General features: G+C 44.2%; 20 protein-coding genes and 1 tRNA gene. 12 read left to right on the plus strand and 9 right to left on the minus strand.

Features of this window, described 5'->3' with window-relative positions; all coding sequences use genetic code 11:
• Window positions 1-409: 409 nt before the first annotated feature.
• From seqA to MASE_RS06985, 7 genes are all read left to right on the plus strand, one after another.
• The gene (seqA, locus tag MASE_RS06955) at window positions 410-1,195 is read left to right on the plus strand and encodes a replication initiation negative regulator SeqA (protein WP_014949034.1); all 786 of its coding nucleotides are present in this window, start codon (window positions 410-412) and stop codon (window positions 1,193-1,195) included.
• A 47-nt stretch (window positions 1,196-1,242) separates the two neighbouring features.
• The gene (pgm, locus tag MASE_RS06960; RefSeq protein ID WP_014949035.1) at window positions 1,243-2,895 is read left to right on the plus strand and encodes a phosphoglucomutase (alpha-D-glucose-1,6-bisphosphate-dependent); all 1,653 of its coding nucleotides are present in this window, start codon (window positions 1,243-1,245) and stop codon (window positions 2,893-2,895) included.
• A gap of 218 nt (window positions 2,896-3,113) precedes the next feature.
• Entirely contained in the window at window positions 3,114-5,591 is a 2,478-nt protein-coding gene (locus tag MASE_RS06965) for a glycogen/starch/alpha-glucan phosphorylase (RefSeq protein ID WP_014949036.1), read from the plus strand.
• 297 nt (window positions 5,592-5,888) lie between these two features.
• The gene (locus MASE_RS06970) at window positions 5,889-7,193 is read left to right on the plus strand and encodes a putative bifunctional diguanylate cyclase/phosphodiesterase (RefSeq protein WP_014949037.1); all 1,305 of its coding nucleotides are present in this window, start codon (window positions 5,889-5,891) and stop codon (window positions 7,191-7,193) included.
• 145 nt (window positions 7,194-7,338) lie between these two features.
• Complete coding sequence (astE, locus tag MASE_RS06975) at window positions 7,339-8,370, plus strand: succinylglutamate desuccinylase (RefSeq protein ID WP_014949038.1); 1,032 nt, start codon at window positions 7,339-7,341, stop codon at window positions 8,368-8,370.
• The gene (locus MASE_RS06980; protein ID WP_014949039.1) at window positions 8,363-8,773 is read left to right on the plus strand and encodes an HIT domain-containing protein; all 411 of its coding nucleotides are present in this window, start codon (window positions 8,363-8,365) and stop codon (window positions 8,771-8,773) included. Before astE ends, MASE_RS06980 begins: the two co-directional genes overlap by 8 nt.
• Window positions 8,774-8,829: 56 nt before the next feature.
• Entirely contained in the window at window positions 8,830-9,156 is a 327-nt protein-coding gene (locus MASE_RS06985; protein ID WP_014949040.1) for a heavy metal-binding domain-containing protein, read from the plus strand.
• 239 nt (window positions 9,157-9,395) lie between these two features.
• Here MASE_RS06985 and MASE_RS06990 read toward each other — a convergent pair whose 3' ends face one another.
• The 7 genes from MASE_RS06990 to MASE_RS07020 all read right to left on the minus strand — a co-directional run bounded on the left by MASE_RS06990 (window position 9,396) and on the right by MASE_RS07020 (window position 14,411).
• The gene (locus tag MASE_RS06990) at window positions 9,396-10,655 is read right to left on the minus strand and encodes a dicarboxylate/amino acid:cation symporter (RefSeq protein ID WP_014949041.1); all 1,260 of its coding nucleotides are present in this window, start codon (window positions 10,653-10,655) and stop codon (window positions 9,396-9,398) included.
• Window positions 10,656-10,861: 206 nt separating this feature from the next.
• Entirely contained in the window at window positions 10,862-11,071 is a 210-nt protein-coding gene (locus MASE_RS06995; RefSeq protein ID WP_014949042.1) for a DUF2897 family protein, read from the minus strand.
• A gap of 14 nt (window positions 11,072-11,085) precedes the next feature.
• Complete coding sequence (locus tag MASE_RS07000; protein ID WP_014949043.1) at window positions 11,086-11,772, minus strand: M15 family metallopeptidase; 687 nt, start codon at window positions 11,770-11,772, stop codon at window positions 11,086-11,088.
• Window positions 11,773-11,781: 9 nt separating this feature from the next.
• On the minus strand, window positions 11,782-12,918 hold the full coding sequence (gene dapE, locus MASE_RS07005; protein WP_014949044.1) for a succinyl-diaminopimelate desuccinylase: 1,137 nt from the start codon (window positions 12,916-12,918) through the stop codon (window positions 11,782-11,784).
• Entirely contained in the window at window positions 12,912-13,259 is a 348-nt protein-coding gene (locus MASE_RS07010) for an ArsC family reductase (protein WP_014949045.1), read from the minus strand. Before MASE_RS07010 ends, dapE begins: the two co-directional genes overlap by 7 nt.
• Before the next feature lie 257 nt (window positions 13,260-13,516).
• Window positions 13,517-14,017, minus strand: coding sequence for a PTS sugar transporter subunit IIA (locus MASE_RS07015; protein WP_014949046.1), 501 nt, complete (start codon window positions 14,015-14,017; stop codon window positions 13,517-13,519).
• Window positions 14,018-14,021: 4 nt separating this feature from the next.
• Window positions 14,022-14,411: an ACT domain-containing protein gene (locus MASE_RS07020; protein WP_014949047.1), complete on the minus strand. Its 390-nt coding sequence runs from the start codon at window positions 14,409-14,411 to the stop codon at window positions 14,022-14,024.
• A 632-nt stretch (window positions 14,412-15,043) separates the two neighbouring features.
• On the opposite strand from MASE_RS07020, the gene MASE_RS07025 reads away from it, so the two are divergent.
• Window positions 15,044-15,409 (plus strand): VOC family protein, encoded by a 366-nt coding sequence (locus tag MASE_RS07025; RefSeq protein ID WP_014949048.1) that lies wholly within the window; start codon window positions 15,044-15,046, stop codon window positions 15,407-15,409.
• A gap of 37 nt (window positions 15,410-15,446) precedes the next feature.
• Here the strand turns inward: MASE_RS07025 and hppD are convergent, their stop codons facing one another.
• Together hppD and hmgA are read right to left on the minus strand one after the other, a co-directional pair.
• Window positions 15,447-16,520: a 4-hydroxyphenylpyruvate dioxygenase gene (gene hppD, locus MASE_RS07030; protein WP_014949049.1), complete on the minus strand. Its 1,074-nt coding sequence runs from the start codon at window positions 16,518-16,520 to the stop codon at window positions 15,447-15,449.
• 292 nt (window positions 16,521-16,812) lie between these two features.
• Entirely contained in the window at window positions 16,813-18,108 is a 1,296-nt protein-coding gene (gene hmgA / locus MASE_RS07035; RefSeq protein WP_014949050.1) for a homogentisate 1,2-dioxygenase, read from the minus strand.
• 397 nt (window positions 18,109-18,505) lie between these two features.
• Here hmgA and MASE_RS07040 point away from each other — a divergent pair, with 397 nt between their 5' ends.
• From MASE_RS07040 to MASE_RS07055, 4 genes are all read left to right on the plus strand, one after another.
• On the plus strand, window positions 18,506-18,934 hold the full coding sequence (locus MASE_RS07040) for a MarR family winged helix-turn-helix transcriptional regulator (protein ID WP_014949051.1): 429 nt from the start codon (window positions 18,506-18,508) through the stop codon (window positions 18,932-18,934).
• 196 nt (window positions 18,935-19,130) lie between these two features.
• The gene (locus MASE_RS07045) at window positions 19,131-20,207 is read left to right on the plus strand and encodes a patatin-like phospholipase family protein (protein ID WP_014949052.1); all 1,077 of its coding nucleotides are present in this window, start codon (window positions 19,131-19,133) and stop codon (window positions 20,205-20,207) included.
• A gap of 158 nt (window positions 20,208-20,365) precedes the next feature.
• A tRNA-Val gene (locus MASE_RS07050) sits at window positions 20,366-20,442 on the plus strand.
• 197 nt (window positions 20,443-20,639) lie between these two features.
• The gene (locus MASE_RS07055) at window positions 20,640-22,358 is read left to right on the plus strand and encodes a sensor domain-containing protein (RefSeq protein WP_014949053.1); all 1,719 of its coding nucleotides are present in this window, start codon (window positions 20,640-20,642) and stop codon (window positions 22,356-22,358) included.
• Window positions 22,359-22,406 lie beyond the last annotated feature (48 nt).

Raw genomic sequence — 22,406 nt, forward strand, 5'->3', positions numbered from 1 at the left:
GATGTTTAAGTTCATGTCTGAGTTCATGTTCTAGCTTACATGTTTAGCGAACGGTAACGAGTGCCGACAATGTGGTGTTTCGAAGGTCACTACTTCTTAATAATAGCAACGATAGTGAAAGGCTTTCTATTGAATTACCTGTTAAATTTTATACGCAGGTATATCAGCGACTTGATGGTTCGTTGCGTTGTTTCTCCTATGTTCTTAATGTTGTTAAGGCGACGTCTATTTTAAAAAAAGTAAAAACGGCTTACATGGACTTTATCGACAGCAGATACGACGGGATGGGAAGCAGTAAAACGTCACTTTCTTGCCTTATTAGCATAGATTCCCGCAAAACATCTGTTATTAAGTGCTGCGTAGTTTATCTGTGTTGTCTATAATGGTGCCTCTTAAAAAGGAAGTAGTTATGAAAAGCATTGAAATAGATGACGATTTATATGCCTTCATCGCCAGCCAAACGAAGCATATTGGTGAGAGTGCATCACAAATTTTAAGACGTTTACTTTTGCCTGAAGACGGTGCCGTGTCCCACGGTGTCCAGCATGGTGGGGCTTCATCTACATCTGTAAAAACAAGCGAACCAAAAAGTACAGACGTTGTAGAAACCGCAGATAACGGAAGTGAGTCAACACCCGAAGTTGAAACTCAAGTGGCGACTAAAGTACAAACCAAAGCGCCTACTAAAGCGACAGCCAGTTCAGCAGTTAAAGCAGCGCCAAAGGCTGCAGCGAAGAAAGCTCCAGCTAAAGCAACGGCAGCAAAAGCGCCTGCGAGCTCAAGGGCAGCTAAAAAGGTTTCGGAAGTTTCTTCAGTAACGCCAGCAACAGAAGCTCACTCGAAAAGAGACATTCTTGAAGCGGTGTCAAAAGATGCATTAGGCACATTTACCAAGCGCGTTGATCAATTCCTGTTTGTTTTAAGTGCAGCGCACAAGCTTAATGCAGAAAACTTTACTCGTGTTGAAAGTATAAAAGGTAAAAACCGTACGTACTTTGCGACAAGTAAGGCGGCATTGTTGGAAAACGGCAGCAGTACTAATCCTAAAGCTATCCCTGATAGCCCGTTCTGGGTGGTAACAAATAACAATACTGCCAAGAAAACGAATATGCTGGAACAAGTTTTGCGTAACTTAGGCTATCAACCCGATGTTATTGAAACCGTGATTGCGCGTTTCTCTTCAGAAGGTAAATAGCAAGCCAAGGTATAGAACAACGAAACTTCTAAATAAGGATTTTTTTCATGGCATTACATCCGCAGGCTGGACAGCATGCAGCAAAAGAGCAACTCATTAACGTAGCGCAGTTAGTGAGCCAGTATTACAGCTATAAACCGGATATGAATGACCCGGGTCAAGCGGTCTCTTTTGGCACGTCAGGTCACAGAGGTACAGCTTCCAACGCTACGTTTACCGATACCCACATCAGTGCAATTTGCCAAGCATTGGTAGAGTATCGTAAACAAGAAGGTATCGACGGTCCGCTGTTCGTTGGTAAAGATACCCACGCGTTATCTGAGCCTGCCATGATTACCGCTATCGAAGTTTTGTGTGCAAACGGTGTCAATGTTGTCGTGCAGCGCGCAGACAATGAAAGCATGGGCTATACGCCGACACCTGTTATTTCACGTACTATTATTCGCTACAATCGCGCAGGTAACACCGACAAGGCAGATGGTATCGTCATTACGCCTTCTCATAACCCTCCTTCAGACGGTGGATTTAAGTACAACCCGCCTCATGGTGGACCTGCCGATAGCGACGTAACCAAGCAAATTCAAGAACGCGCGAATGAACTAATTGCCGATGGCAATAAAAACGTTAAGCGCATTGATATTCGTCAAGCTACCGCGCGCAAATTGGTTCGTGAAGAAGACTTCATGGAACCTTATATTGAAGACCTAGCGAACGTTATCGACATGGAAGCGATTGCAAAAGCTAACTTAAAACTAGGTACAGACCCACTCGGTGGTGCAGGTGTCGGATATTGGTCGCGTATTGCTGAAAAGTATGGATTGGACATTACCGTTGTTAACGACGCGGTTGACCCACAGTTTGGTTTTATGCGCCGTGACAAAGACGGTAAGCTTCGCATGGATTGTTCGTCTGCCTATGCGATGGCAGGGCTTATCGAGCTGAAAGATAACTTTGACTTAGCTTGGGGCAATGATCCTGACTTCGATCGTCACGGTATTGTGTGCAAAAGTGCGGGCCTTATGAACCCAAACCATTATTTGGCCGTGGCTATTAACTACCTTTATACCCACCGTCCAGAATGGCCTAGCGATTTAAATATCGGTAAAACACTGGTGTCTAGCAGTATGATTGACCGCGTAGCCAACAGTTTAGGTAAACCTTTGGCTGAAATGCCGGTAGGCTTTAAATGGTTTGTTGATGGTTTATCAAACAGCACTATTGGTTTTGCGGGTGAAGAAAGTGCTGGTGGAATTTTCCTTGAACGCAATGGAAGCACGTGGGCGACAGACAAAGACGGCTTTATTCTTTGTTTGCTGGCAGCTGAAATCCTAGCCATCACAGGCAAAGATCCTGGCGAGCACTACAAAGCGCTAACGGAAAAATTTGCAGCGCCGGTTTACAGCCGTGTTGACGTGGCAGCAACACTTGAACAAAAGCAAAAGCTTTCGGCGATGGATGCATCTGTCGTCACTAGCGATACGTTGGCAGGCGAGCCTATCACTGCCGTTCAAACCCATGCGCCAGGTAATAATGCGGCAATTGGTGGCGTTAAAGTATCGACAGAAAATGGCTGGTTCGCAGCGCGTCCTTCTGGCACCGAACAAATTTATAAAATCTATGCGGAAAGCTTTAACGGTGAAAGCCACTTACAGGATCTAATTGCTGAAGCCGAAGCCTTAGTCGGAAAAATAATTAAATAAGTACAAAAATAAATCACTTTAAATTCTTTTTTGTAAATCAATTGTTAAAAATCGCATGAATGCATACGAATTCATGCGATTTTTTGTTATTTTAACAAAATTATTACAACATAATCGTTTAAGCGCTGCTATATTGCTGTCATATTCTGAAGTTATTCTGTAATTAAATTACGTTTTCGGTGTGTAAACACCGCTTCTACTTAAGAGTGAGACGCAAAATGAACGCAAAAGCGACCAAGACGCAACCCTCTCCAGTGATCGATAAGGCTGCATTCAAAGCAGCGGTTATTAAACACTTACACTGCACGCTAGGCACCGACGAAAACAAAGCAAACAATCACGCTTGGTGGAAAGCAACGTGCGCTGCAATTCAAGAACAAGTACTTGAAGGGTTGCGCAAAACCCAGAAAAGTCATTACCTGAACGACACCCGCGCCGTTCATTATTTCTCTGCTGAATTCCTAATGGGCCGTTTGCTTTCAAACAACCTACAAAACTTTGGCCTATTCGATGTAGCGAGTGGTGCGTTGAAAGAGCTAGGTGTTGAAATTTCAGACATTCTTGAAGAAGAGCCTGATATGGCGCTAGGTAATGGTGGCCTTGGCCGACTAGCGGCTTGCTTCATCGACTCACTAGCGACAATGGAATTACCTGCAATAGGTTATGGTATTCATTACGAGCACGGTTTGTTCCGCCAAGAAATTAAAAGCGGTGCGCAAATCGAGCGTCCAGATAGCTGGCGTGACTACGGTAATCCATGGGAAATTTGCCGTCCAGAATCTATTCAAGAAGTATCGCTTTACGGCTATGTAGAGACTAAATACGGCGACAACGGACGAGTGCTGAAAGAATGGCACCCTGGCTCAATTGTTAAAGGTGTGCCGTGGGACATTCCGGTTGTAGGCTACGAAGGTAAAACCGTAAACGTACTGCGGTTGTGGCAGTCAGAAGCGTCTGACTACTTCAATTGGGACGTATTCAATGCTGGTGGTTATGTTGATGCACAGCGTGAAAATGTATCAGCTGAAACGATTTCAAAAGTACTTTATCCAAACGATGAGACCGAAGCGGGTAAAGAGCTGCGTCTTATTCAGCAGTACTTCTTCTGCTCGTGCTCGCTTAAAGACATTATCCGTCGTTACAAGCGTGCTCATGGTGACGATTGGAGCCGTTTCGCCGATCAGGTTGTTATTCAGCTAAACGACACGCACCCAGCTATTTCTATACCAGAGCTAATGCGCATTCTTGTTGACCGCGCAGAGCTTGGCTGGGATGAAGCGTGGGGGATTTGTACAAAAGTATTTGCATATACCAACCACACCTTGCTGCCAGAGGCACTTGAAAAGTGGCCTGCGCGCATGATTGAGAAGATCCTTCCTCGTCATCTAGAAATCATTTATGAAATTAACCACCGCTTTATGGCAGAGGTTGATAAGAAGTGGCCTGGCGACAATGCCATGAAAGCTAAGCTTTCAATCATTGAAGAAGGTAACGAGAAGATGGTTCGTATGGGCCACCTGTCGGTAATCGGTTCATTTGCCGTTAACGGTGTGGCAGAAATGCACTCTCGTCTTGTTAAGTCGTCTCTGTTCCCAGAGTTCGATGAACTATATCCAGGTAAGCTAACTAACGTAACCAACGGTATTACACCACGCCGCTGGTTGAAAGCGTGTAACCCAGCGCTGTCCAAGCTAATCGATAAAAAGATTGGTGAAGACTGGCCGCGCGACTTAGACAAACTGCAGGGGTTGGCTAAATTTGCGAGCAACAAAACGTTCCAGAAGCAATTCATGAAAGTGAAGCTTGAGAACAAAGAGTTACTAGCAGAGGAAATTCGCAAGTCCCTTGATATAGAAGTAGACGTTAACGCCATTTTCGATGTGCAGATTAAGCGTTTGCACGAGTATAAGCGTCAACACTTAGCGCTTCTGAATATTATGGCGTTGTACCGTCGTATTCTAGAAAACCCTGATTACGATATGCACCCGCGTGTATTTGTGTTTGGTGCTAAAGCGGCACCGGGCTACAAGCTTGCGAAAGATATTATCTTCGCTATTAACAAGGTAGCGGATAAGATCAACAACGATCCGCGCGTAAATAACAAGATTAAAGTAGCATTCTTACCAAACTACCGTGTATCACTCGCTGAAAAAATGATTCCAGCGGCAGACGTATCTGAGCAAATCAGTACGGCAGGTAAAGAGGCATCAGGAACCGGTAATATGAAGCTTGCGCTGAACGGTGCGGTAACTATTGGTACACTTGATGGTGCAAACGTTGAAATTGCTGAAGAAGTGGGCGATGACAACATCTTTATCTTCGGACTTACAGTAGAAGAAGTGAACGAGCTTAAAGCGAATGGCTATAACCCACATGACTACTACTATAAAGATCCAGAAATTAAAGCTGTGCTGGATTGGTTAGAAACGGATTACTTTACGCCAGGTAAACCAGGTGCATTGGTGTCAATTAAGCAAAGCTTACTTGATAACGGTGACCCGTACATGGTGCTTGCAGATTTCCGTGCTTATTCTGATGCACAAATTGCAGTTGATGCTGCATACCGCGACAAAGAGCGTTGGGCAGAAATGGCCATCATCAATACAGCGAAGATGGGTAAATTTACCTCAGATCGTTCAATTCGTGACTACGTAGAACGCGTTTGGAAACTTTCACCGTGTAAGATTGAAAGCTAATCGCAGAACCGTAAAGAAATAGCCCGGCAGTGGTACACTCGCCGGGTTTTTTATTACCCTCTAAATACTTCTTCATTGTTTCGTATTGGGTTCAAAATACGGCACAGTTTGTTCTTAACGTCACCAGAAATAAGTACTACAGCCATGTTTTTTGTCCAATATTAGGCTAATGTTGTACAAAAGTATAAGACGGTATACAAAATAATACGTTACTGTCGTTGCGCCTTTCGTAGCGCCATGGTTTTATATAACTAGTTGTTTTTAGTACCTCGAAGCGTAAAGCTCAAGGAAAACATCATGAGCCAACACACATCACTGGCAACCATTCCCAATCGCTATGCGTTTATCGATAGCATTTCGAAGCAAGCATCTCGCAGTGCTTCTATTTCATTGATGCTGGTCGATGTAGTGCGTTTTTCTGATGTGACAACCAGTCTGGGCATTCATGTAGGCGATCGCTTTTTACTTGAAATAGCCAACCGCATCCAACTCCTATTTGGAACTGCGGTATCGATTGGCCGTATCAGTGGTGATGTTTTTGGCATCGTTTTTCCTAATGAAAGTAATGAAACCGTAATGCGACAAATGTTCGAACGCTTAGTCGAGCATTTCAAAACGCCTATGCATTATGATGGTACGGCTTTTATTGCAGACTTTAACGTAGGTGTGGTGTGCAGTATTAAGAATGACTTTGATATCACTTCCTTTGTTTCCCGAGCGGAAACGGCTTTAAAACAAGCAAAAGAAAACAAATACGAAAATTACTTCGCGTTGACTAAGTCAGACAAAACCGACACGGGCAGAAGTTTGGCGCTAAAAGCAGATTTAAAACGTGCATTAGCACAAAATGAACTCGAGCTTTACTATCAACCAAAAGTCGATCTGACAACGCTAGAAGTAGTGGGGGCTGAGTGCTTACTTCGCTGGAATCACCCTCTTGATGGCGTCTTATTTCCAGGTCCGCTAATCGAAGCGGCCGAGTCGTATAATATGATGAGCGAACTGGGCTACTGGACGCTTGAGCAAGCCTTTAGGGCGCTCTCGGAATTGGACCTAATGAAGCGGTCTTTAATGCTGTCTGTGAATATTTCTCCTACACAGTTATACGACAACCAGTTAGTTCCAACCCTGACGATGCTGAGTCGTACGTATTCAATGCCGCTTTCGTTAATCGAGTTGGAGCTTACCGAGGACGTGGCACTGTCTAATTCATTAATGGTGAAAAAGCAGTTAGATGAGCTGCGAAGCTTAGGCGTATCTATTTCTGTAGATGATTTTGGTAAAGGGTATTCAAATCTTGCTTATATTCGAGATCTGGATTTGGATGCGCTGAAAATCGATAAGTCCTTTGTGATGGAACTTGAAGCTCACCCTGTTAATCGCGCCATTATCGAAGCGGCGAAAGTGATAGGGCATGCAAAAGAGTGCTGTGTAGTCGCCGAGGGCATAGAAACCGTAGAGCAGCTTCACATACTCAGAGAAATAGGGGTTACACAAGGGCAGGGATACCTATTCTCTCGCGCCATTCCATTCGTTGATTTCGTACAGCTTACCCAACAAGAGATAATTATCGGCAACTCGCCTAGACGCGCTCAAGCGTAGTATCTGAAAGTGCGGCAATCTGTAGTTCCGTTGTTCAATGCTTACAGCTACTGGGAATTAAACAGTGAGATAACGTGATTTTGAAGGCCTGTCTGGGTACACTGGAAGCATTCGAGATTAGACAACGTAGACAAAGCTCACACTTATGCAAGAACTTATCGAAAGCGGCCAATTTTTAACACTTTCTCGCCGTAATTCCGCATTATTTGAACGCTCTCATCAATTTACATTAGCTAATGGTACGCTCGTCGATATTACCGCACCTGGCATTATCAGTTTTTCAGTACAGCCAACCTCTAAGCCTAATAAACGCATTGTTTTATCGTGTGGTGTGCACGGTAATGAAACCGCACCTATCGAAATCTGTGATGATTTAGTTAAGGGGATCCTTACAGGGAACATAACGCTGGCACATGATGTTTTGTTCTTATTTGGCAACCTGCCAGCGATGGATATTGCAGAGCGTTTCGTTGAAGAGAACATGAACCGCTTGTTTAGCGGTGCACACTCGAAGGGCGAAGGTTTAGTGAACGCAGAGCGCGTTCGTGCTAAACAGCTCGAAGATGCTGTGGCGTCTTTCTTTGAAGCGGGAGAGGGCACCCGATATCACTACGACCTACACACAGCAATTCGCGCCTCAAAAAATGAAAAGTTTGCGGTATATCCTTATCTTCATGACAGAATACACAGCAAAGGGCAGCTGGCATTTCTCGCCGCGTGTGGTGTGAAAACCATATTACTGTCGGAAAGCTCGACAACCACCTTTAGCTATTTCTCGTCATATCAATACAACGCGCACGCGTTTACGGTTGAACTTGGCAAAGTGCGTCCATTTGGGCAAAACGATATGCGTCGATTTGAAGATGCGAAACAAGCGATAACGCAGCTAATTACTCAAACCGAGTACGCGCCTAAGGTTGATATGGATGACCTTGATATTTATCGCGTGAACCAAGTTATAAACCGAAACGAAGAACAGTTTACGCTTCATTTCGATGACGATACGCCAAACTTCACTGACTACCCTAAAGGCACGGTATTGGCTTCTGAACCGAGTAAAGAGTACATAGCAGAGCAGGACGGCGAAGCCATTGTTTTCCCGAATGCAAAAGTGGCCATTGGACAACGCGCCTTATTAACCGTTGTGCCTACTACGTTGGATAAGCTAGATGTTTAAACTTGATAGCCGTTTACACAATGATACATTTTTTGTCTGTGATCTCTCGCTGTGTCGTGTACTGTTAATGAACGATAGTCAGTTTCCGTGGCTTATTTTAGTGCCGATGAAAAATGATATTGCGGAAATTATCGATTTGTCAGAAGAAGAGCAGATTACTTTACTTAAAGAGTCTGCATTGGCATCAAAAGCCATGCAGTCCTTGTTTTCACCGCTTAAACTTAACGTGGCAGCACTAGGCAATGTGGTAAGGCAGCTTCATGTTCATCACGTCGCACGTTTTGAAAATGATTGTGCGTGGCCAAAACCTGTGTGGGGCAACCAGCCAGCAGTGGCGTATAACACAAACGATGCTCAGGCACTTGTTAAGTCTGTTAAGCAGTGGTTCGAAAACAACAGCTAGAGGGCGCACGCCCTTAATAGCGCAAAATAAACAGTTCACATTAAAAGGAGTTATGCATGATAGTTTCAACTACCCCAACGCTTGAAGGGCATAAAATTGAAGCTTATTACGGTATTGTTGTGGGCGAGGCCGTGATGGGCGCAAACGTATTTAAAGATCTTTTCGCCTCTATTCGCGATATCGTTGGCGGCCGTTCTGGGTCGTATGAAGAAGAGTTAACCACCGCACGTAAGTTAGCGTTTACTGAGCTTGAGCATGAAGCCAGAAGCATGGGCGCAAATGCTGTGGTTGGCATCGACTTAGATTATCAAGTGATTGGCGATAAAGGCAGTATGCTTATGGTGAGCATTAGCGGTACCGCGGTGAAAACAACCCCTTTATAAGATTATGAAGGGCGTATGCTTTGGTGAATTAACGTTTATCAATTAAGTGCCGATTAATACCAATCCGCATAGATAATTGCCCACTCATACGAACATTTTAAGTCTCGCTGAGTGGGTAATTGTCTATGCGGACTGGTATAAAATTGCGATAAGCAAAAAGCGACACAATCCAATCAAAAAAGGGCAGCCTAAGCGTTTCAAAAAGCTTTGCTGCCCTTTTCTATCTGTAAGACTAGGCTTTATTTGGCCGTATTTTCTATTGCTTGCTCTTCAACAGCATCAGCATCAATGGCAATCGTATCTACGATCACTGCGCATGCTGCATCACCCGTAATATTTAGCGCAGTGCGGATCATGTCGAAAATTCTGTCCAAGGCAAATAGCAGGGGTAAACCTTCAATGGGAATGCCGGCAGCAAGCAACACCGCAACGACCAAGAATGATGGCCCAGGAACGCCCGCTTGACCAACCGCGCCAAGGGTAGAGGTTAGGACGATGGCAACATATGCACCCATTGATAAATCTATATTGAAAAGCTGCGCAAAAAACACCGCTACCAAGCCATAATAAATGGCATTTCCGCTCATGTTGATGGTGGCGCCTAACGGCAGTACAAAAGATGCCGTTGCGTTTCTTACACCTAGCTCATTCTCTACTGTATTCATAGTGAGCGGAAGTGTCGCCATGGATGACGCGGTTGAAAGAGCAACCGCCTGAGGCTTTTTCATAGCCACGAGAAATGACTTAGCCGACGTTTTTGTAAATAGCTGTACCAAAAGCGGGTAAACTACAAAACCAAATACTAAAATTGCCGCAGTAAATACCAAGAAGAGTTTGAATACAACCATGAGCGCGGCAAAACCAAATGTTCCTACGGCCTCTGCCATTAAACCAAATACGCCGATAGGCGCGATTTTCATCACACAGTTGATCATCCATACCATGGCATCAACGATAGTGTTCACGCCATTTAAAATAGGCTCACGGTTCTTTTTAGGTTGTTTGGAAAGGGCGAGGCCAAAGAACAAGCAAAACACCAGAATTTGAAGAATGTTCGCGTTGGTTAACGACGCAAATACGTTGGTGGGGATCATACCTGTAACGGTAGCCCAAAATGAAGGTAGCTCACCTTTAGAGGCGTATTCACCAGAGAACATACCTTCTACCGCAGAAACGTCGATACCTATTCCTGGCTTAAACACTTCACCCATAATGAGGGCCAGTGTTACGGCAAGTGCTGACGTTAACGCAAAATAAGCAAGGGTAGATAGCCCCACTTTTCCTGCATTAGTGCTGTTGCCAAGCCCCGCAGCGCCAGAGATAAGCGCTACTGCCACCAGTGGAATGACCAGCATTTTAATTAAATTGATAAAAATGGCACCTAGTGGTGCGAACATTTCAGCGTTTTCACCCATAAAGGCGCCAACAGCGGTGCCAATAATCATAGCAATGACAACTTGTACGCCGATATTGCCCAGTAAGGATTGTTTTTTAGACACGTCTAGAACCTCTTAGAGTGTGTTTAAATGTGAAAAGTGATTTGTGAATGAATAATTGAGAGCCCTAATACTGAAGTGCCCGCGTCGGCATAAACAATGGGTAAAAGCTTCTAATTATAAAAGCCTCGAATTATAAAAGCCTCGAATTATAAAAGCTTTACTTAGGCTTCGATTAAAATGCCGCGATTGACGCTATCAGGATAGGGTTATTTCATAGGGGTGTTGCTGTCTTTATCTTGGTCTTTAACGGATGTATTCGCGCTTTCACTGTCCTTGTTTGAATCGTCGTCACTATCATCATAAGGTTTAGAAGGTGTCGGAAATTTAAATCTAGCACTGTATTTAAGCAGCGTGATATTCCCAATCACAACGCCCAATACTAAAACAATAATGATGATGACCCAGGTAGTACTCATAAAAATTCCGTAGGCTACAGCCCTTTGTTCAATACGTAGCGATTATACAAGCTAGGTAGCTGTGGCAAAATACATGTTTTGCCTTCTATATCGCTTTGTTCGATGGCTTTCGTAAAGCCATCTAAGTGCCTGGCATTTTCGAAAGCATACGCTGTGTTTTGAAAGCTTAAATGCCATGGCTCTACTGCGACGCCACCCGTATTAACCGAAAAAGGGCGATAAAAGCCAAACTGTTCCATATTGTCAGCTAGCCAACATGAAAGGGCATGGCACGGTCCGCCAGAAAGGTATTCGCGTTCGACAAGATTAAACTTGCCCCCCCAGTTATGCACGGCAGCTCTGTCGTACACGTCGATGTCAGTGCCCCAGTGGTGGCGACTGCCGCCGGGAAGTGCTGACCATGTCAAAATAGCATGAAGCTTTTCATTATCGCTTAGTGCCTCGAATGGCAGTTCATCACCGTTGGTATTAAGAAGCTGTGCTTGACCTGCCCATTTGCGGTTAAAAATGGCTGTTTGCCTGTCGAAATCTCGAAAGCTACTGACCAACTGTAAGTCTATACCGTCTTTTTGCGCAGCATCTTGCATGGCAAGAAACGGCGATATCACGTCGCGATGCAGTCTATGGCCGTTGCCAGCATCAACGAGATAGTCGTTGTGCTGGCCCAACCACGCTTTTTCTGGCACTTGATTCATAACCATCAATAGCGGCTATTGAGCCAGCAAGCGTTCTAAGATACCGAAGTACATATCAGCAAGCTGTTCAAGGTCAGACATTTTCACGCACTCGTCAATTTTGTGAATAGTGGCATTCACCGGGCCTAGCTCTATCACTTGTGCACCTGTTGGCGCGATAAAGCGACCATCTGATGTACCGCCAGCAGTAGACAGCACGGTAGGTGTTCCTTTAACCGCAGCTATTGCACCTTGAGTGGCTTCTAACAGGGCACCCGTATCGGTCAAAAAGGGTTGACCGTTAAACGTCCATTTAATCTCGTACTCCAGTTCGTGGGCTTCCAAAATTGCCGTGACTCTCTCAATGAGAATTTGGTCGGTTACTTCCGTTGAAAAACGGAAGTTGAAGCAAATGTGCATCTCGCCCGGGATCACATTGCCCGCACCTGTTCCCGCGTGAATGTTTGATATCTGGAAGCTGGTGGGAGGGAAAAAGTCGTTACCGTTATCCCAATGAGATTTAGCTAGCTCGTCAAGGGCTGCCATTGCACTATGAACAGGGTTTTTAGCTAAATGAGGGTAGGCGACATGGCCTTGGATACCTTTTACTATCAAATCACCCGTTAATGAACCTCTACGGCCATTCTTAACAATATCGCCTACTTCATCGGTTGAAGAGGGTTCGCCAACAATACACCAATCAATTTTTTCGTTGCGGGCTTCAAGGGTATCAATAACGCGAGTGGTACCGTTTATAAAAGGGCCTTCTTCGTCGCTAGTAATAAGGTACGCAATACTTCCCTTGTGATCAGGGTATTTGTTCACAAACTCGCGGGTGGCTACTAGCATAGCGGCAAGACTGCCTTTCATGTCAGCTGCGCCGCGCCCATGCAGATAGCCGTCAACTTCTGTCGCGGTAAATGGCGGTGTTTTCCATGCTGACTCAGGGCCACTAGGCACTACATCAGTGTGGCCTGCGAAACAAAATACCGGGCCTTCTTTACCTCTGCGAGACCAAAGGTTCGTCGTGTCTTCAAATACCATGGTTTCATTATTAAACCCTAAAGCACCTAAAAACTCGCCCATGGCTTCTTGGCAACCTGCGTCTTCTGGCGTTACAGAACGGCGGTTTATTAATTGTTTAGCAATTTCAATAACAGAGTCGTTTAACAAAATATTTCCTCATACTGCGCGGGTTTGAAGCCAATATAAAACGCGTTGTCATGAACAAGGATAGGGCGTTTAACCATGGCAGGATGAAGCTCTAGCAGAGCCAGTGCTTTATCTTTATCTAGATTCGCTTTCTCTTGCTCTTCTAGCTGGCGAAAGGTCGTGCCGCGTTTGTTGAGCATTGCTTCCCAGCCAAGCTCAGACTCGGCTCGTACAAGAAAGTCGTTATCTATCCCGTCCTTGCGGTAATCGTGAAATGTGAAAGCGATATCGTTGTCTGCTAACCATTTTTTTGCTTTTTTAATGGTGTCACAGTTTGGGATCCCATAAAGGATTGTGCTCATGGTGATTTATTCCGTACTACTTTGTTGTTTGTAAATGAAAGACGCTGGTTAGAACAGTGCCATTATGTGGCGCTGTTTCGAAGAGCTAGAGAAAATAGAAAACCGCAATAGCCCGAAAACAGTGCGCCTGTACATTTTTGTTTTTCAATGTGCTCCATCATACAAGCTGTTGATACGTTGATAAACTCACTTGCGATGATTTTTAATAGTAAATCATTCAGGGCTGAAAGCCTGTTTTACAATTAGGTCAACAGGCCTTAGAGGTAAAGTGTCAACAACGTATCTTCGCCCGCTTCGACAAACTTTTGATGCGTAGGCACCACGCCGATAAGCGCATTTGCATTAAGCAACGTCATTGAACAGGTATTGCTAACACCGCGCTGCTTTAGCCATGCAGCATTCACGGTAAAAAGTACTTGTTTAAGTCTTATTTCATCGCCCCGCTTCAAAGAACAGGCGAATTGTGCGCCATGCAAATGACTAGTATCGCCACCATATTTAATCTTGCATTTAAGGCCCGCGCTAGACTGTATGTCGATTGCGTAATCTAGCGGGGAAACGCTCAATACTTTACCAGCGAAAGGCGATAAGACAGTATTTGATGTTGAGCTTATTGCTGCACCAGGCCCCATAAGGCCACTTTTATAATAGGGATCGTCAATGTGTGAGAGTGAAACCACTTGCCCTGAAAATGGGCTTAAAGTTACAAACTGCTTGGTAAAACTGTCTGGTGCGTATTGTAGTTGCTTAGCATTCACGGTATTAAACGTCCTCACTTACCGAATAGCCAGCTTTCTTAAGCGCACTAATGGCATCTTTTAGTTTATTGTCTTTTACTAAAAAGAAGTCAGTGTCGAAGGTTGATACCACAAATATAGCCACTTTTGCTGATGCTAACACTTGGCCGATTTGGGCCATGATCCCTACCATGGACAAGTGCAAAGGCCCTAACAGTTCAAGTGCACGCCAACCTTCATCACTATCTAGTGACGGTACGTCTACCGAGTCAGGCACAACAATAGATAGTTCATCTTCTGTTTTACCTAAGAAAAAAAGAGGGCTATTAAGCACAGATGCGGGGATATTGGTTTCAGGATCCAAGCTGTGAATGGTAAACAAAGATTCTCTGACTAAAAGTGTTTGTTTGGGCATGAGAAACCGAAAAAAAGATAACTTCGAAGATATTCACATTAAACCACTAACTGTGATTAAGTGCTACGTGTTATCCACTTAATCTGTGGATAAGTTTGTTGAGTAGTTTGGGGCTTTGTTGTAAGTGTATGTATTTAAAGGAATAAATAAACTGTACAAACAATGTTCAGTGGATAACATTCTCAATTTTACAAGCATTTTCCACAGGCCATGTCTACAACTAAAATAAAAAATGTTTTGTAATTTTGCAATTTCTTAGCTTGACAACCATGGCTTTTTTCAGAAATTTGCGTATTACTAAAACGCGAGATTCAAATGATCGAACTCTTTTGGCCATGTTGATCTTTGATGTACAGCAAAGGTCAATAGACTCTAGCCTTTTTACCTTTAAAACATCAGTACATTAAAATGATCTATTAGTTAACAAATATTCAGTAAGGTACTACTGTTAGTAGTTAATTTAGTCTTGGGTTTTGCTTATTGAAGCAATGGGGCATTGCGCTTATCAGTTATGTAGCTTACTAGGTATTTGATCTCTAACCAGAACAAGAGCGCTGACTAGAAAAAATGCCTCAACCATAAATAGAGCCCTTACAAAACAACAGCCCTAAAAAAAAACAGAGGGAGAGACAATGTCAGATTCTTCATGGTGCGATATTACTGTAGAAAACGCAGACGAACTTGTCAGCTTTTATGAAGCGGTGATGGGATGGAAGAAAGAATCCATAGATATGGGTGGCTACAATGATTATGTCATGATGAAGGCCGACGGCACACCTGTGGGCGGCATTTGTCATAAGCGGGGTGTAAACGCGCAGTACCCAAGCGGATGGATTAATTACTTTACCGTAGAAAATCTAGATGCCGCGTTGAAAGAAGTTACTTCCAAAGGTGGAAAGCAGGCGGGTGATATACGTCATCACGGCAAAGACAGCTTTTGTGTCATTATTGACCCAAGCGGCGCTGCGTGCGCGCTTTATGAAAAAGGCAGCAAGTGATGAGACTTGCTGCCCTAGTATTGTGTTAGCTATCGAATTACTTGTTTAGCACGCCGCGATTTACCTGATCGCGTTCAATCGACTCAAATAGTGCCTTGAAGTTACCCTCGCCGAAACCTTCATCTTGTTTGCGTTGGATAAATTCAAAGAACACTGGGCCGAAAACGGTTTCAGAAAATATCTGGAGCAGTAGGCGAGGCTCACCATTTTCCGTTGTGCCGTCCAATAGAATACCGCGCTTTTGTAGCTCATCTACGTTTTCGCCGTGCCCAGGAAGACGTTCTTCAAGCATATCGTAGTAAGTGTTTGGTGGAGGCGTCATAAACTTCATGCCTTTCGCTTTAAGCTTGTCTAAACACGCCACTAGGTCGTCACAAGCGAAAGCGATATGCTGAATACCTTCACCATTGTACTTCATTAAGAACTCTTCAATTTGGCCACCACCGCCAACCGCCTCTTCATTTAGCGGTATGCGAATTTTACCGTCTGGCGCCGTCATTGCTTTCGATAATAGACCTGTGTATTCACCTTTAATATCGAAATAGCGAATTTCTTTAAAGTTGAATAGCTTTTCGTAGAACCCTGCCCAGAAATTCATGCGGCCGCGGTACACATTATGGGTGAGGTGATCGAGCGTATGGAAGCCACATCCTTCAGGATGGCGATCAACGCCTTCAATCCAATTGAAGTCGATGTCGTAAATGGTATTTTCGCCTTCATAACGGTCTATAAGGTAAAGCATCGCACCGCCAATACCTTTAATAGCAGGAAGTTTCAGTTCCATTGGACCGGTATGGGTATCCATAGGCTGAGCACCGCGGGCAAGCACTTCTTTATATGCGTGCTGTGAATCTTTAACGCGGAATGCCATACCACACGCTGATGGACCGTGTTCTTCGGCATAATAGGCTGCATGACATTTCTTTTCGTAGTTACTTAATAAATTGATGTCGCCTTGACGCCATAATTCCACGTCTTTTGATTTGTGGCGAGCAACAAGGGTAAAGCCCATAGCTTCAAAAATGGGTTCCAACATGCCCTTTTTCGGCGCAGTGAACTCTAAAAATTCAAACCCGTCTAAACCAATAGGGTTTTCAAACAAATCAGCCATAGCGATACATCCTCAACGTAAATCACATTTTATAATTGTTACCTGATTGTAAGGGCGCAGTGAAAAAGCAAGCAATAGGTGTCGAGTTCAAGGATTTTGGGCATGGAAAGCAAAGCTGTAACGTTTTGTTTTCACCCGTGAATGAGATGCTGAGTTAGGGAAAGCTGACTTCCCCTAACTTGTTGAAAATAAATGATATTGAGCAAATGTGATGCTTGTCGGTTGTGTTCAAAAATCAGTACAATTGCTTGTTTAGGTATCGGTACGTGTAACGTTACAAATCCCAGGGAGCTTATTTTTCACCATCGTAGTACTTTTTAAGGCCTTTCCAGCACGCCAAATAATCTCGTTGACGAATATAACTGTTTAAAGCGAACTCCGTTGGCGCAATGGCATAGCGAGATTCAAACATAAACGCCAGCGTGTTTTCATAACGCTGCGGTGAAAGCTCGGCGTTCGAGGCTTTTTCAAATACTTCAGCTTCTGGGCCATGGGGAGTCATACAGTTGTGAAGGCTCATGCCGCCGGGCACAAAACCGTGTTCTTTGGCGTCGTACATCCCCTCAATTAGCCCCATAAACTCGCTCATAATATTTCTGTGGTAATACGGTGGGCGAAAAGTATTTTCAGCAACCATCCACCTTGGAGGGAAAATAACGAAGTCAACGTTCGCCGTACCTTCCAGCTCAGATGGTGAGGTAAGCACGGTAAATATAGACGGATCCGGGTGGTCAAAACTTACGGTGTTCATAACGTTGAAACGGGACAAATCATATTTATAAGGGGCAGAGTTACCTACCCAAGCCACCACATCAAAGGGAGAGTGATCGAGTTTTGCTTCGAACAAATTTCCACAGAACTTGTTTACCAAAGTGTGAGGCGTCTCATTATCTTCAAACCAGGCCGTGGGATAGCAAAAATCACGCTGGTTCGCATAGCCATTCGCGCCTACAGGGCCACGCTCTGGCAGCACAAAAGGATGACCGTAGTTTTCGCATATATATCCGCGAATTGGCCCATTAATAGGGTTAACCGAAAAACGAACGCCACGAGGAATAACGGCTATTTCACCTACAGACAAGTTGAGCCTACCAAACTCGGTGGTGATCAGCATGTCGCCTAGCTGGGGGACAATAAGCATTTCTCCGTCTGATGAGTAGAAAACACGATTTTGCATATTAGCACTGGCACTGTAGCAGTGAATGCCCATACCTACTTGGGCTTTAGCGTCACCGTTAGTGGCGATGGTTACAAGCGAGTCTACAAAATCAACGTCTTTGTCTGGTAAGGGAACAGGATCCCACCTAAGTACATTCGGAGGGCAATGGACATCAGACTCAGGTGCTGTTTTTACCAGGCCGTTATCAATTTTTTCAAAGTCGCCCATAGCAATAGAGGGGCGTAAACGATAGGTCCAGCTGCGGCGGTTTTCTGCTCGTGGGGCAGTAAATGCTGTACTGCTAAACTGTTCAGCGTAAAGCTTATAATTCACTTTTTGTGGGCTGAACTGGCCTTTAGGAAGGGCACCCGGCAGTGCCTCTGTCTCGTGCTCGTTATTAAAACCCGTTAAATACGACAAATTATCCATAAACCCTCCCACAGGCGGCCATCGATGTGGCTGTACAGATGAATGCTAAATAAAAGTAGTTACAAATGAAACTATGTGGTTTAGGCTAGAGGTAAATGAAATGTAAATCAATGGCCGTGGGCGAGTAGAGGGAATAGAACCAACGTCATTTGGTACGCTAGCTTTACACCTTTTATGTGAGGGCCATTACAAGGTTACACGTATTGCGTGTTTTTAATGCACGATGTTAGCTGTGAAAGTTACCTGGGTTAATGTTGAACGCGCCTGAACGCTCGACAGATGGTAGCGACACTGTGGGTATAAGTAACGCCTAAGGTAAATGAAAAACAACCATGGCTTTTAAGGCGGTCGCAGAAGTAAAAATAGCAAGAGTAATACAGTGATAAGGGCTTAAAACATGCAGCTAGAAGATATGCTTGCCTACAAGGTAGCCATGCTCGCGAGCGATTTAAGTGAATCGCTCTCAAAAGAATATGCAGAATATAAACTTACTAAACCAGAGTGGCGAATCTTAGCCACATTAGGCGGCCGAAATGAAAGCTCGCCAAAATCACTGCTAACGGCAAAAGAAATCGCTATTGCAACACGACTAGATAAAGTGCAGGTTTCGCGAGCGCTGGAGCGATTGGTTAAGCGAGATGCTATCGTTAAGCGTGTGAGCAAGCGAGATAAACGGGCCACATTAATTTCATTGTCAGTGGAAGGAGAACGAATCTATCGGGCGCTGTTGCCTAAAATTGTGGCTTGGCAAAATAAGCGTTTGGAAAATATCAATGAAGATGAGTATCGAATATTTGTAAAAGTGATAGATGCACTAACGCCTTAAGATTCGGGTGAAGTCGTTGAAAAGTCTGGTCTGAGCAGATGTGAGGGCATTGCTATAAAGGTTACTTTCGCGCCTTTAACTGTTAAATTCCCCCGAAACTAATTAAATGGGGAAGTTATTGGATTTATTGGTCATGGCTTGCTACCCCCTAAATATTTATCAAGCGCTTCTATTCGGCGCACAGCGAGGACATTGAGTGGCACCCTTAGAAATATACGCAGGTAAAAAAGCACGTGAATCCATAATGAAAAACGGATTTACGCCTGAGTTATTTAGCTATTTTCTGGGGGCATCTGGCGGCCCGAAATGGTTTTCTCTGGCTGGTCTAGATCGCGTACTGTTCCCTGAGTGGTTTGCCAACGTTAAGCATCAAATTCACGTGATTGGCTCTTCAGCAGGTGCGTTTCGTACCATTTGCGCTGTTCAAAATGATCCCCTAGCAGCCATAAATCGTCTAGCCTCTTCTTATTCAACAACGACCTATAGCAGTGATAAGCCTACGCCTAGAGAAATTACGGCTAAAGCTGAAGACCTGCTGAAAGAAATGGTGGATGAAGCAGGTAAGCAAGAAGTGCTGTCTAACTCCCGCTTTAAAGCGCACCTGATCGTTGCTAAATGTTTAGGTGCTACTCGTTTTGAAAGTAAGTTTAGGCAACTTTCGGGCTTGGCGATGAGTGCAGCGGCCAATACAGTGAACCGACGACACCTTTCTCGCTTATACAAGCGCTACGTGTTCTCAACGCCGGGTACGGAGTTTGCGATAAACGACCCGTATCAACTGCCTACTCAGTACCATGCATTAACGCGTGGAAATATTCATACCGCGCTGCTAGCGTCTGGTTCTATTCCTGTGGTAATTGAGGGCGTACAGCAAATTGAAGGTGCGCCAGCCGGAATGTATCGAGATGGCGGTATTATTGACTACCATTTCGACTTGTCCTTCGGACCAGATGATGGCTTAGTGTTATACCCTCATTTTTATGACAAGCCCATTCCAGGCTGGTTCGACAAGGGCTTGAAGGGCAGAGTGCCTCATCGTTCAAGCTACGATAACGTTGTAATGCTTGTGCCTTCGGCATCGTTTGTTGCTAATTTGCCTTATAGCAAAATCCCCGATAGGAAAGATTTTGAAGTACTCGATGCAAAAACGCGCATCCAGTATTGGCAAACAGTATTGAAAGAAACTGACAGGTTGGGTGAATATTTTATGCGTGCTGTTAACGATGGCTCCTTAGTGGACGCTATCAAGCCGCTTCCATTTAAAATGATTTAAGTTAATCGAAATTGTTGAAGAAAGTGGCTAATTGCTGTCAAATTAGTCACTTGAATCGTCATTTGATAAGTTTTCCTTGCAGGCAACGCTCGTGCTAAGTATTATACGCGCCGTTGCTTGGCATTCGCCCACCTATCAGGTGCAACAAAATTCTATATGCGTCTATAGCTCAGTTGGTTAGAGCGCTACCTTGACATGGTAGAGGTCCCCTGTTCGAATCAGGGTAGACGCACCATCTTACGATTTAATTTCATCTTTTATTTACCCAAGTTCTGCGTAACACGCACTGCTACCCTTTTCTCTATTCAGCGATATTCATGAGTAATTTAACTTTTTAATGTCGGGTGGTCTGTGTGATTTGGACTACACTAAAAGAATGGTGGCCGTTTTTATATCTTTGCTATCTAACAATTTAGCACTCGCGGGAGTACGATGAGCTTACAGAAATACCAAGAGCCCCCGTTATTTGAACAACATGGTTCGGCTGAAAGGCGGTTCCTTCAGCTTATTAGTGCCTTGCCAAAGGTATCGGTGCAAGGTTATGACAAGCACCGAAAAGTTATCTACTGGAATAAATCAAGTGAAGACATGTATGGCTTTCGTGAGTGCGAAGCACTAGGTCAAAAACTTGAAGATCTCATCATTCCCTCGTTCATGAAAAGTGAAGTGATAAAGCTACATCAGCGATGGATAGATTACGGTGAGGCAATTCCTTCAGACGAACTCGTGCTTGAGAAGAAAAGTGGCGAGCCTATCCATGTTTTCTCATCTCACGTCATGCTGAAAGAAGGCACAGATTCACCCGAAATGTATTGTGTGGATATTGACCTGAGTGAGCAGCACAACATCAGGCAAGAACTTGAGCGAATGGCATCCACAGATTTGTTAACCGAGTTGCCTAATCGACGCCTGTTAGAGCAGTTTTTGACGTCGTCCATCGAGGATGCATCGCGCAATGAGTCTGGCTTCGCTTTGTTTTTCATTGACTTAGATATGTTCAAAGAAGTTAATGACACGCTTGGGCATACCTGGGGTGATGAATTACTGCGCTCTGTTTCTAAGCGGCTGTCAGATTGTCTGAGCGAGCAAGGCTTACTGGCTCGGTTCGGTGGAGACGAATTTGTTTTTGTCGCCACACAAGTGACTTCTGAAAATGAAAGTGCTGACATTGCTAAGAAACTTACTGAGTGTTTCAAGCAGAGCTTCGCACTTAGCACTGAAAACGTGCATATCACTTCAAGTATCGGTATTAGTATGTTCCCTAAAGACGGAAGTGAGATTGATGATCTTCTGAAAAATGCAGACGTCGCAATGTATCAGGCGAAAGCTGAAGGCCGAAACCGTTTTCATTTTTTCACCCACGCTTTAAGTCAGAAAGTTCGACAACAGCGAAGTATCGCAGCTTATCTCCATGAGTCTTTGGTTAACGATGAGTTTGAACTCTTGTATCAACCTCAAATAGATTTGCTCACTGGAAAAGTGGCATCGTGTGAAGCGCTGTTAAGGTGGCGTCCTAAAGATGAGGATAGGGCTGTTCCACCCAATATCTTCATCCCCATCGCTGAGCGCAGTGAGTTAATTGTTCACATTGGAAATTGGGTGTTAGAAAAGGCGTGCAAACAGGCACAGTTATGGAAAGAGCAGGGCATTAATATTCGCGTTGATATCAATGTTTCAGGAAAAGAGTTAGAGCAGAATGCTTATTTCGAACGCCTAAGGGAGTGTCGAGAGCGGCACGGTTTACTGCCTAAAGATATTGGGTTAGAACTTACTGAGAATGTGCTTATTAAGTCTGACAATACGATTTTAGAAAATTTGAGAGTGCAACGCGACCAAGGCGTTGAAATATCAATTGATGACTTTGGTACGGGTTATTCTTCGCTTAGTTATTTAAAACAGTTTCCCGTTAGCCACTTAAAAATAGATCGTTCATTTTTAAGAGGTGCACCGGAAAATGCCTACGATAGCGCGTTAATGGAGGCTATCGTGAATGTTGGTCACAAACTCGATTTAAACATTGTTGTTGAAGGCGTGGAAACTCAAAATCAATCGAACTACTGCAAGTCTCTTAACGTTGAATATGTGCAAGGCTTTCTGTATTCAAAACCCATTCGCTCTGACGCCATTGTAAAGCTGCTTAACGAACAGTAAATGCGGTTCAAAGGAGGTGTATATGAAAGAGATTTTCACAACACCGCC

Source organism: Alteromonas macleodii ATCC 27126 (genome assembly GCF_000172635.2).
GTDB classification, from domain to species: Bacteria; Pseudomonadota; Gammaproteobacteria; order Enterobacterales; family Alteromonadaceae; genus Alteromonas; species Alteromonas macleodii.

Bases quoted from the DNA above. Each gene is read 5' to 3' on its own strand.
- seqA (WP_014949034.1), top strand. From the start codon at position 410: ATGAAAAGCATTGAAATAGATGACGATTTATATGCCTTCATCGCCAGC.
- pgm (WP_014949035.1), top strand. From the start codon at position 1,243: ATGGCATTACATCCGCAGGCTGGACAGCATGCAGCAAAAGAGCAACTC.
- MASE_RS06965 (WP_014949036.1), top strand. From the start codon at position 3,114: ATGAACGCAAAAGCGACCAAGACGCAACCCTCTCCAGTGATCGATAAG.
- MASE_RS06970 (WP_014949037.1), top strand. From the start codon at position 5,889: ATGAGCCAACACACATCACTGGCAACCATTCCCAATCGCTATGCGTTT.
- astE (WP_014949038.1), top strand. From the start codon at position 7,339: ATGCAAGAACTTATCGAAAGCGGCCAATTTTTAACACTTTCTCGCCGT.
- MASE_RS06980 (WP_014949039.1), top strand. From the start codon at position 8,363: ATGTTTAAACTTGATAGCCGTTTACACAATGATACATTTTTTGTCTGT.
- MASE_RS06985 (WP_014949040.1), top strand. From the start codon at position 8,830: ATGATAGTTTCAACTACCCCAACGCTTGAAGGGCATAAAATTGAAGCT.
- MASE_RS06995 (WP_014949042.1), bottom strand. From the start codon at position 11,071: ATGAGTACTACCTGGGTCATCATCATTATTGTTTTAGTATTGGGCGTT.
- MASE_RS07000 (WP_014949043.1), bottom strand. From the start codon at position 11,772: ATGGTTATGAATCAAGTGCCAGAAAAAGCGTGGTTGGGCCAGCACAAC.
- MASE_RS07010 (WP_014949045.1), bottom strand. From the start codon at position 13,259: ATGAGCACAATCCTTTATGGGATCCCAAACTGTGACACCATTAAAAAA.
- MASE_RS07020 (WP_014949047.1), bottom strand. From the start codon at position 14,411: ATGCCCAAACAAACACTTTTAGTCAGAGAATCTTTGTTTACCATTCAC.
- MASE_RS07025 (WP_014949048.1), top strand. From the start codon at position 15,044: ATGTCAGATTCTTCATGGTGCGATATTACTGTAGAAAACGCAGACGAA.
- hppD (WP_014949049.1), bottom strand. From the start codon at position 16,520: ATGGCTGATTTGTTTGAAAACCCTATTGGTTTAGACGGGTTTGAATTT.
- hmgA (WP_014949050.1), bottom strand. From the start codon at position 18,108: ATGGATAATTTGTCGTATTTAACGGGTTTTAATAACGAGCACGAGACA.
- MASE_RS07040 (WP_014949051.1), top strand. From the start codon at position 18,506: ATGCAGCTAGAAGATATGCTTGCCTACAAGGTAGCCATGCTCGCGAGC.
- MASE_RS07055 (WP_014949053.1), top strand. From the start codon at position 20,640: ATGAGCTTACAGAAATACCAAGAGCCCCCGTTATTTGAACAACATGGT.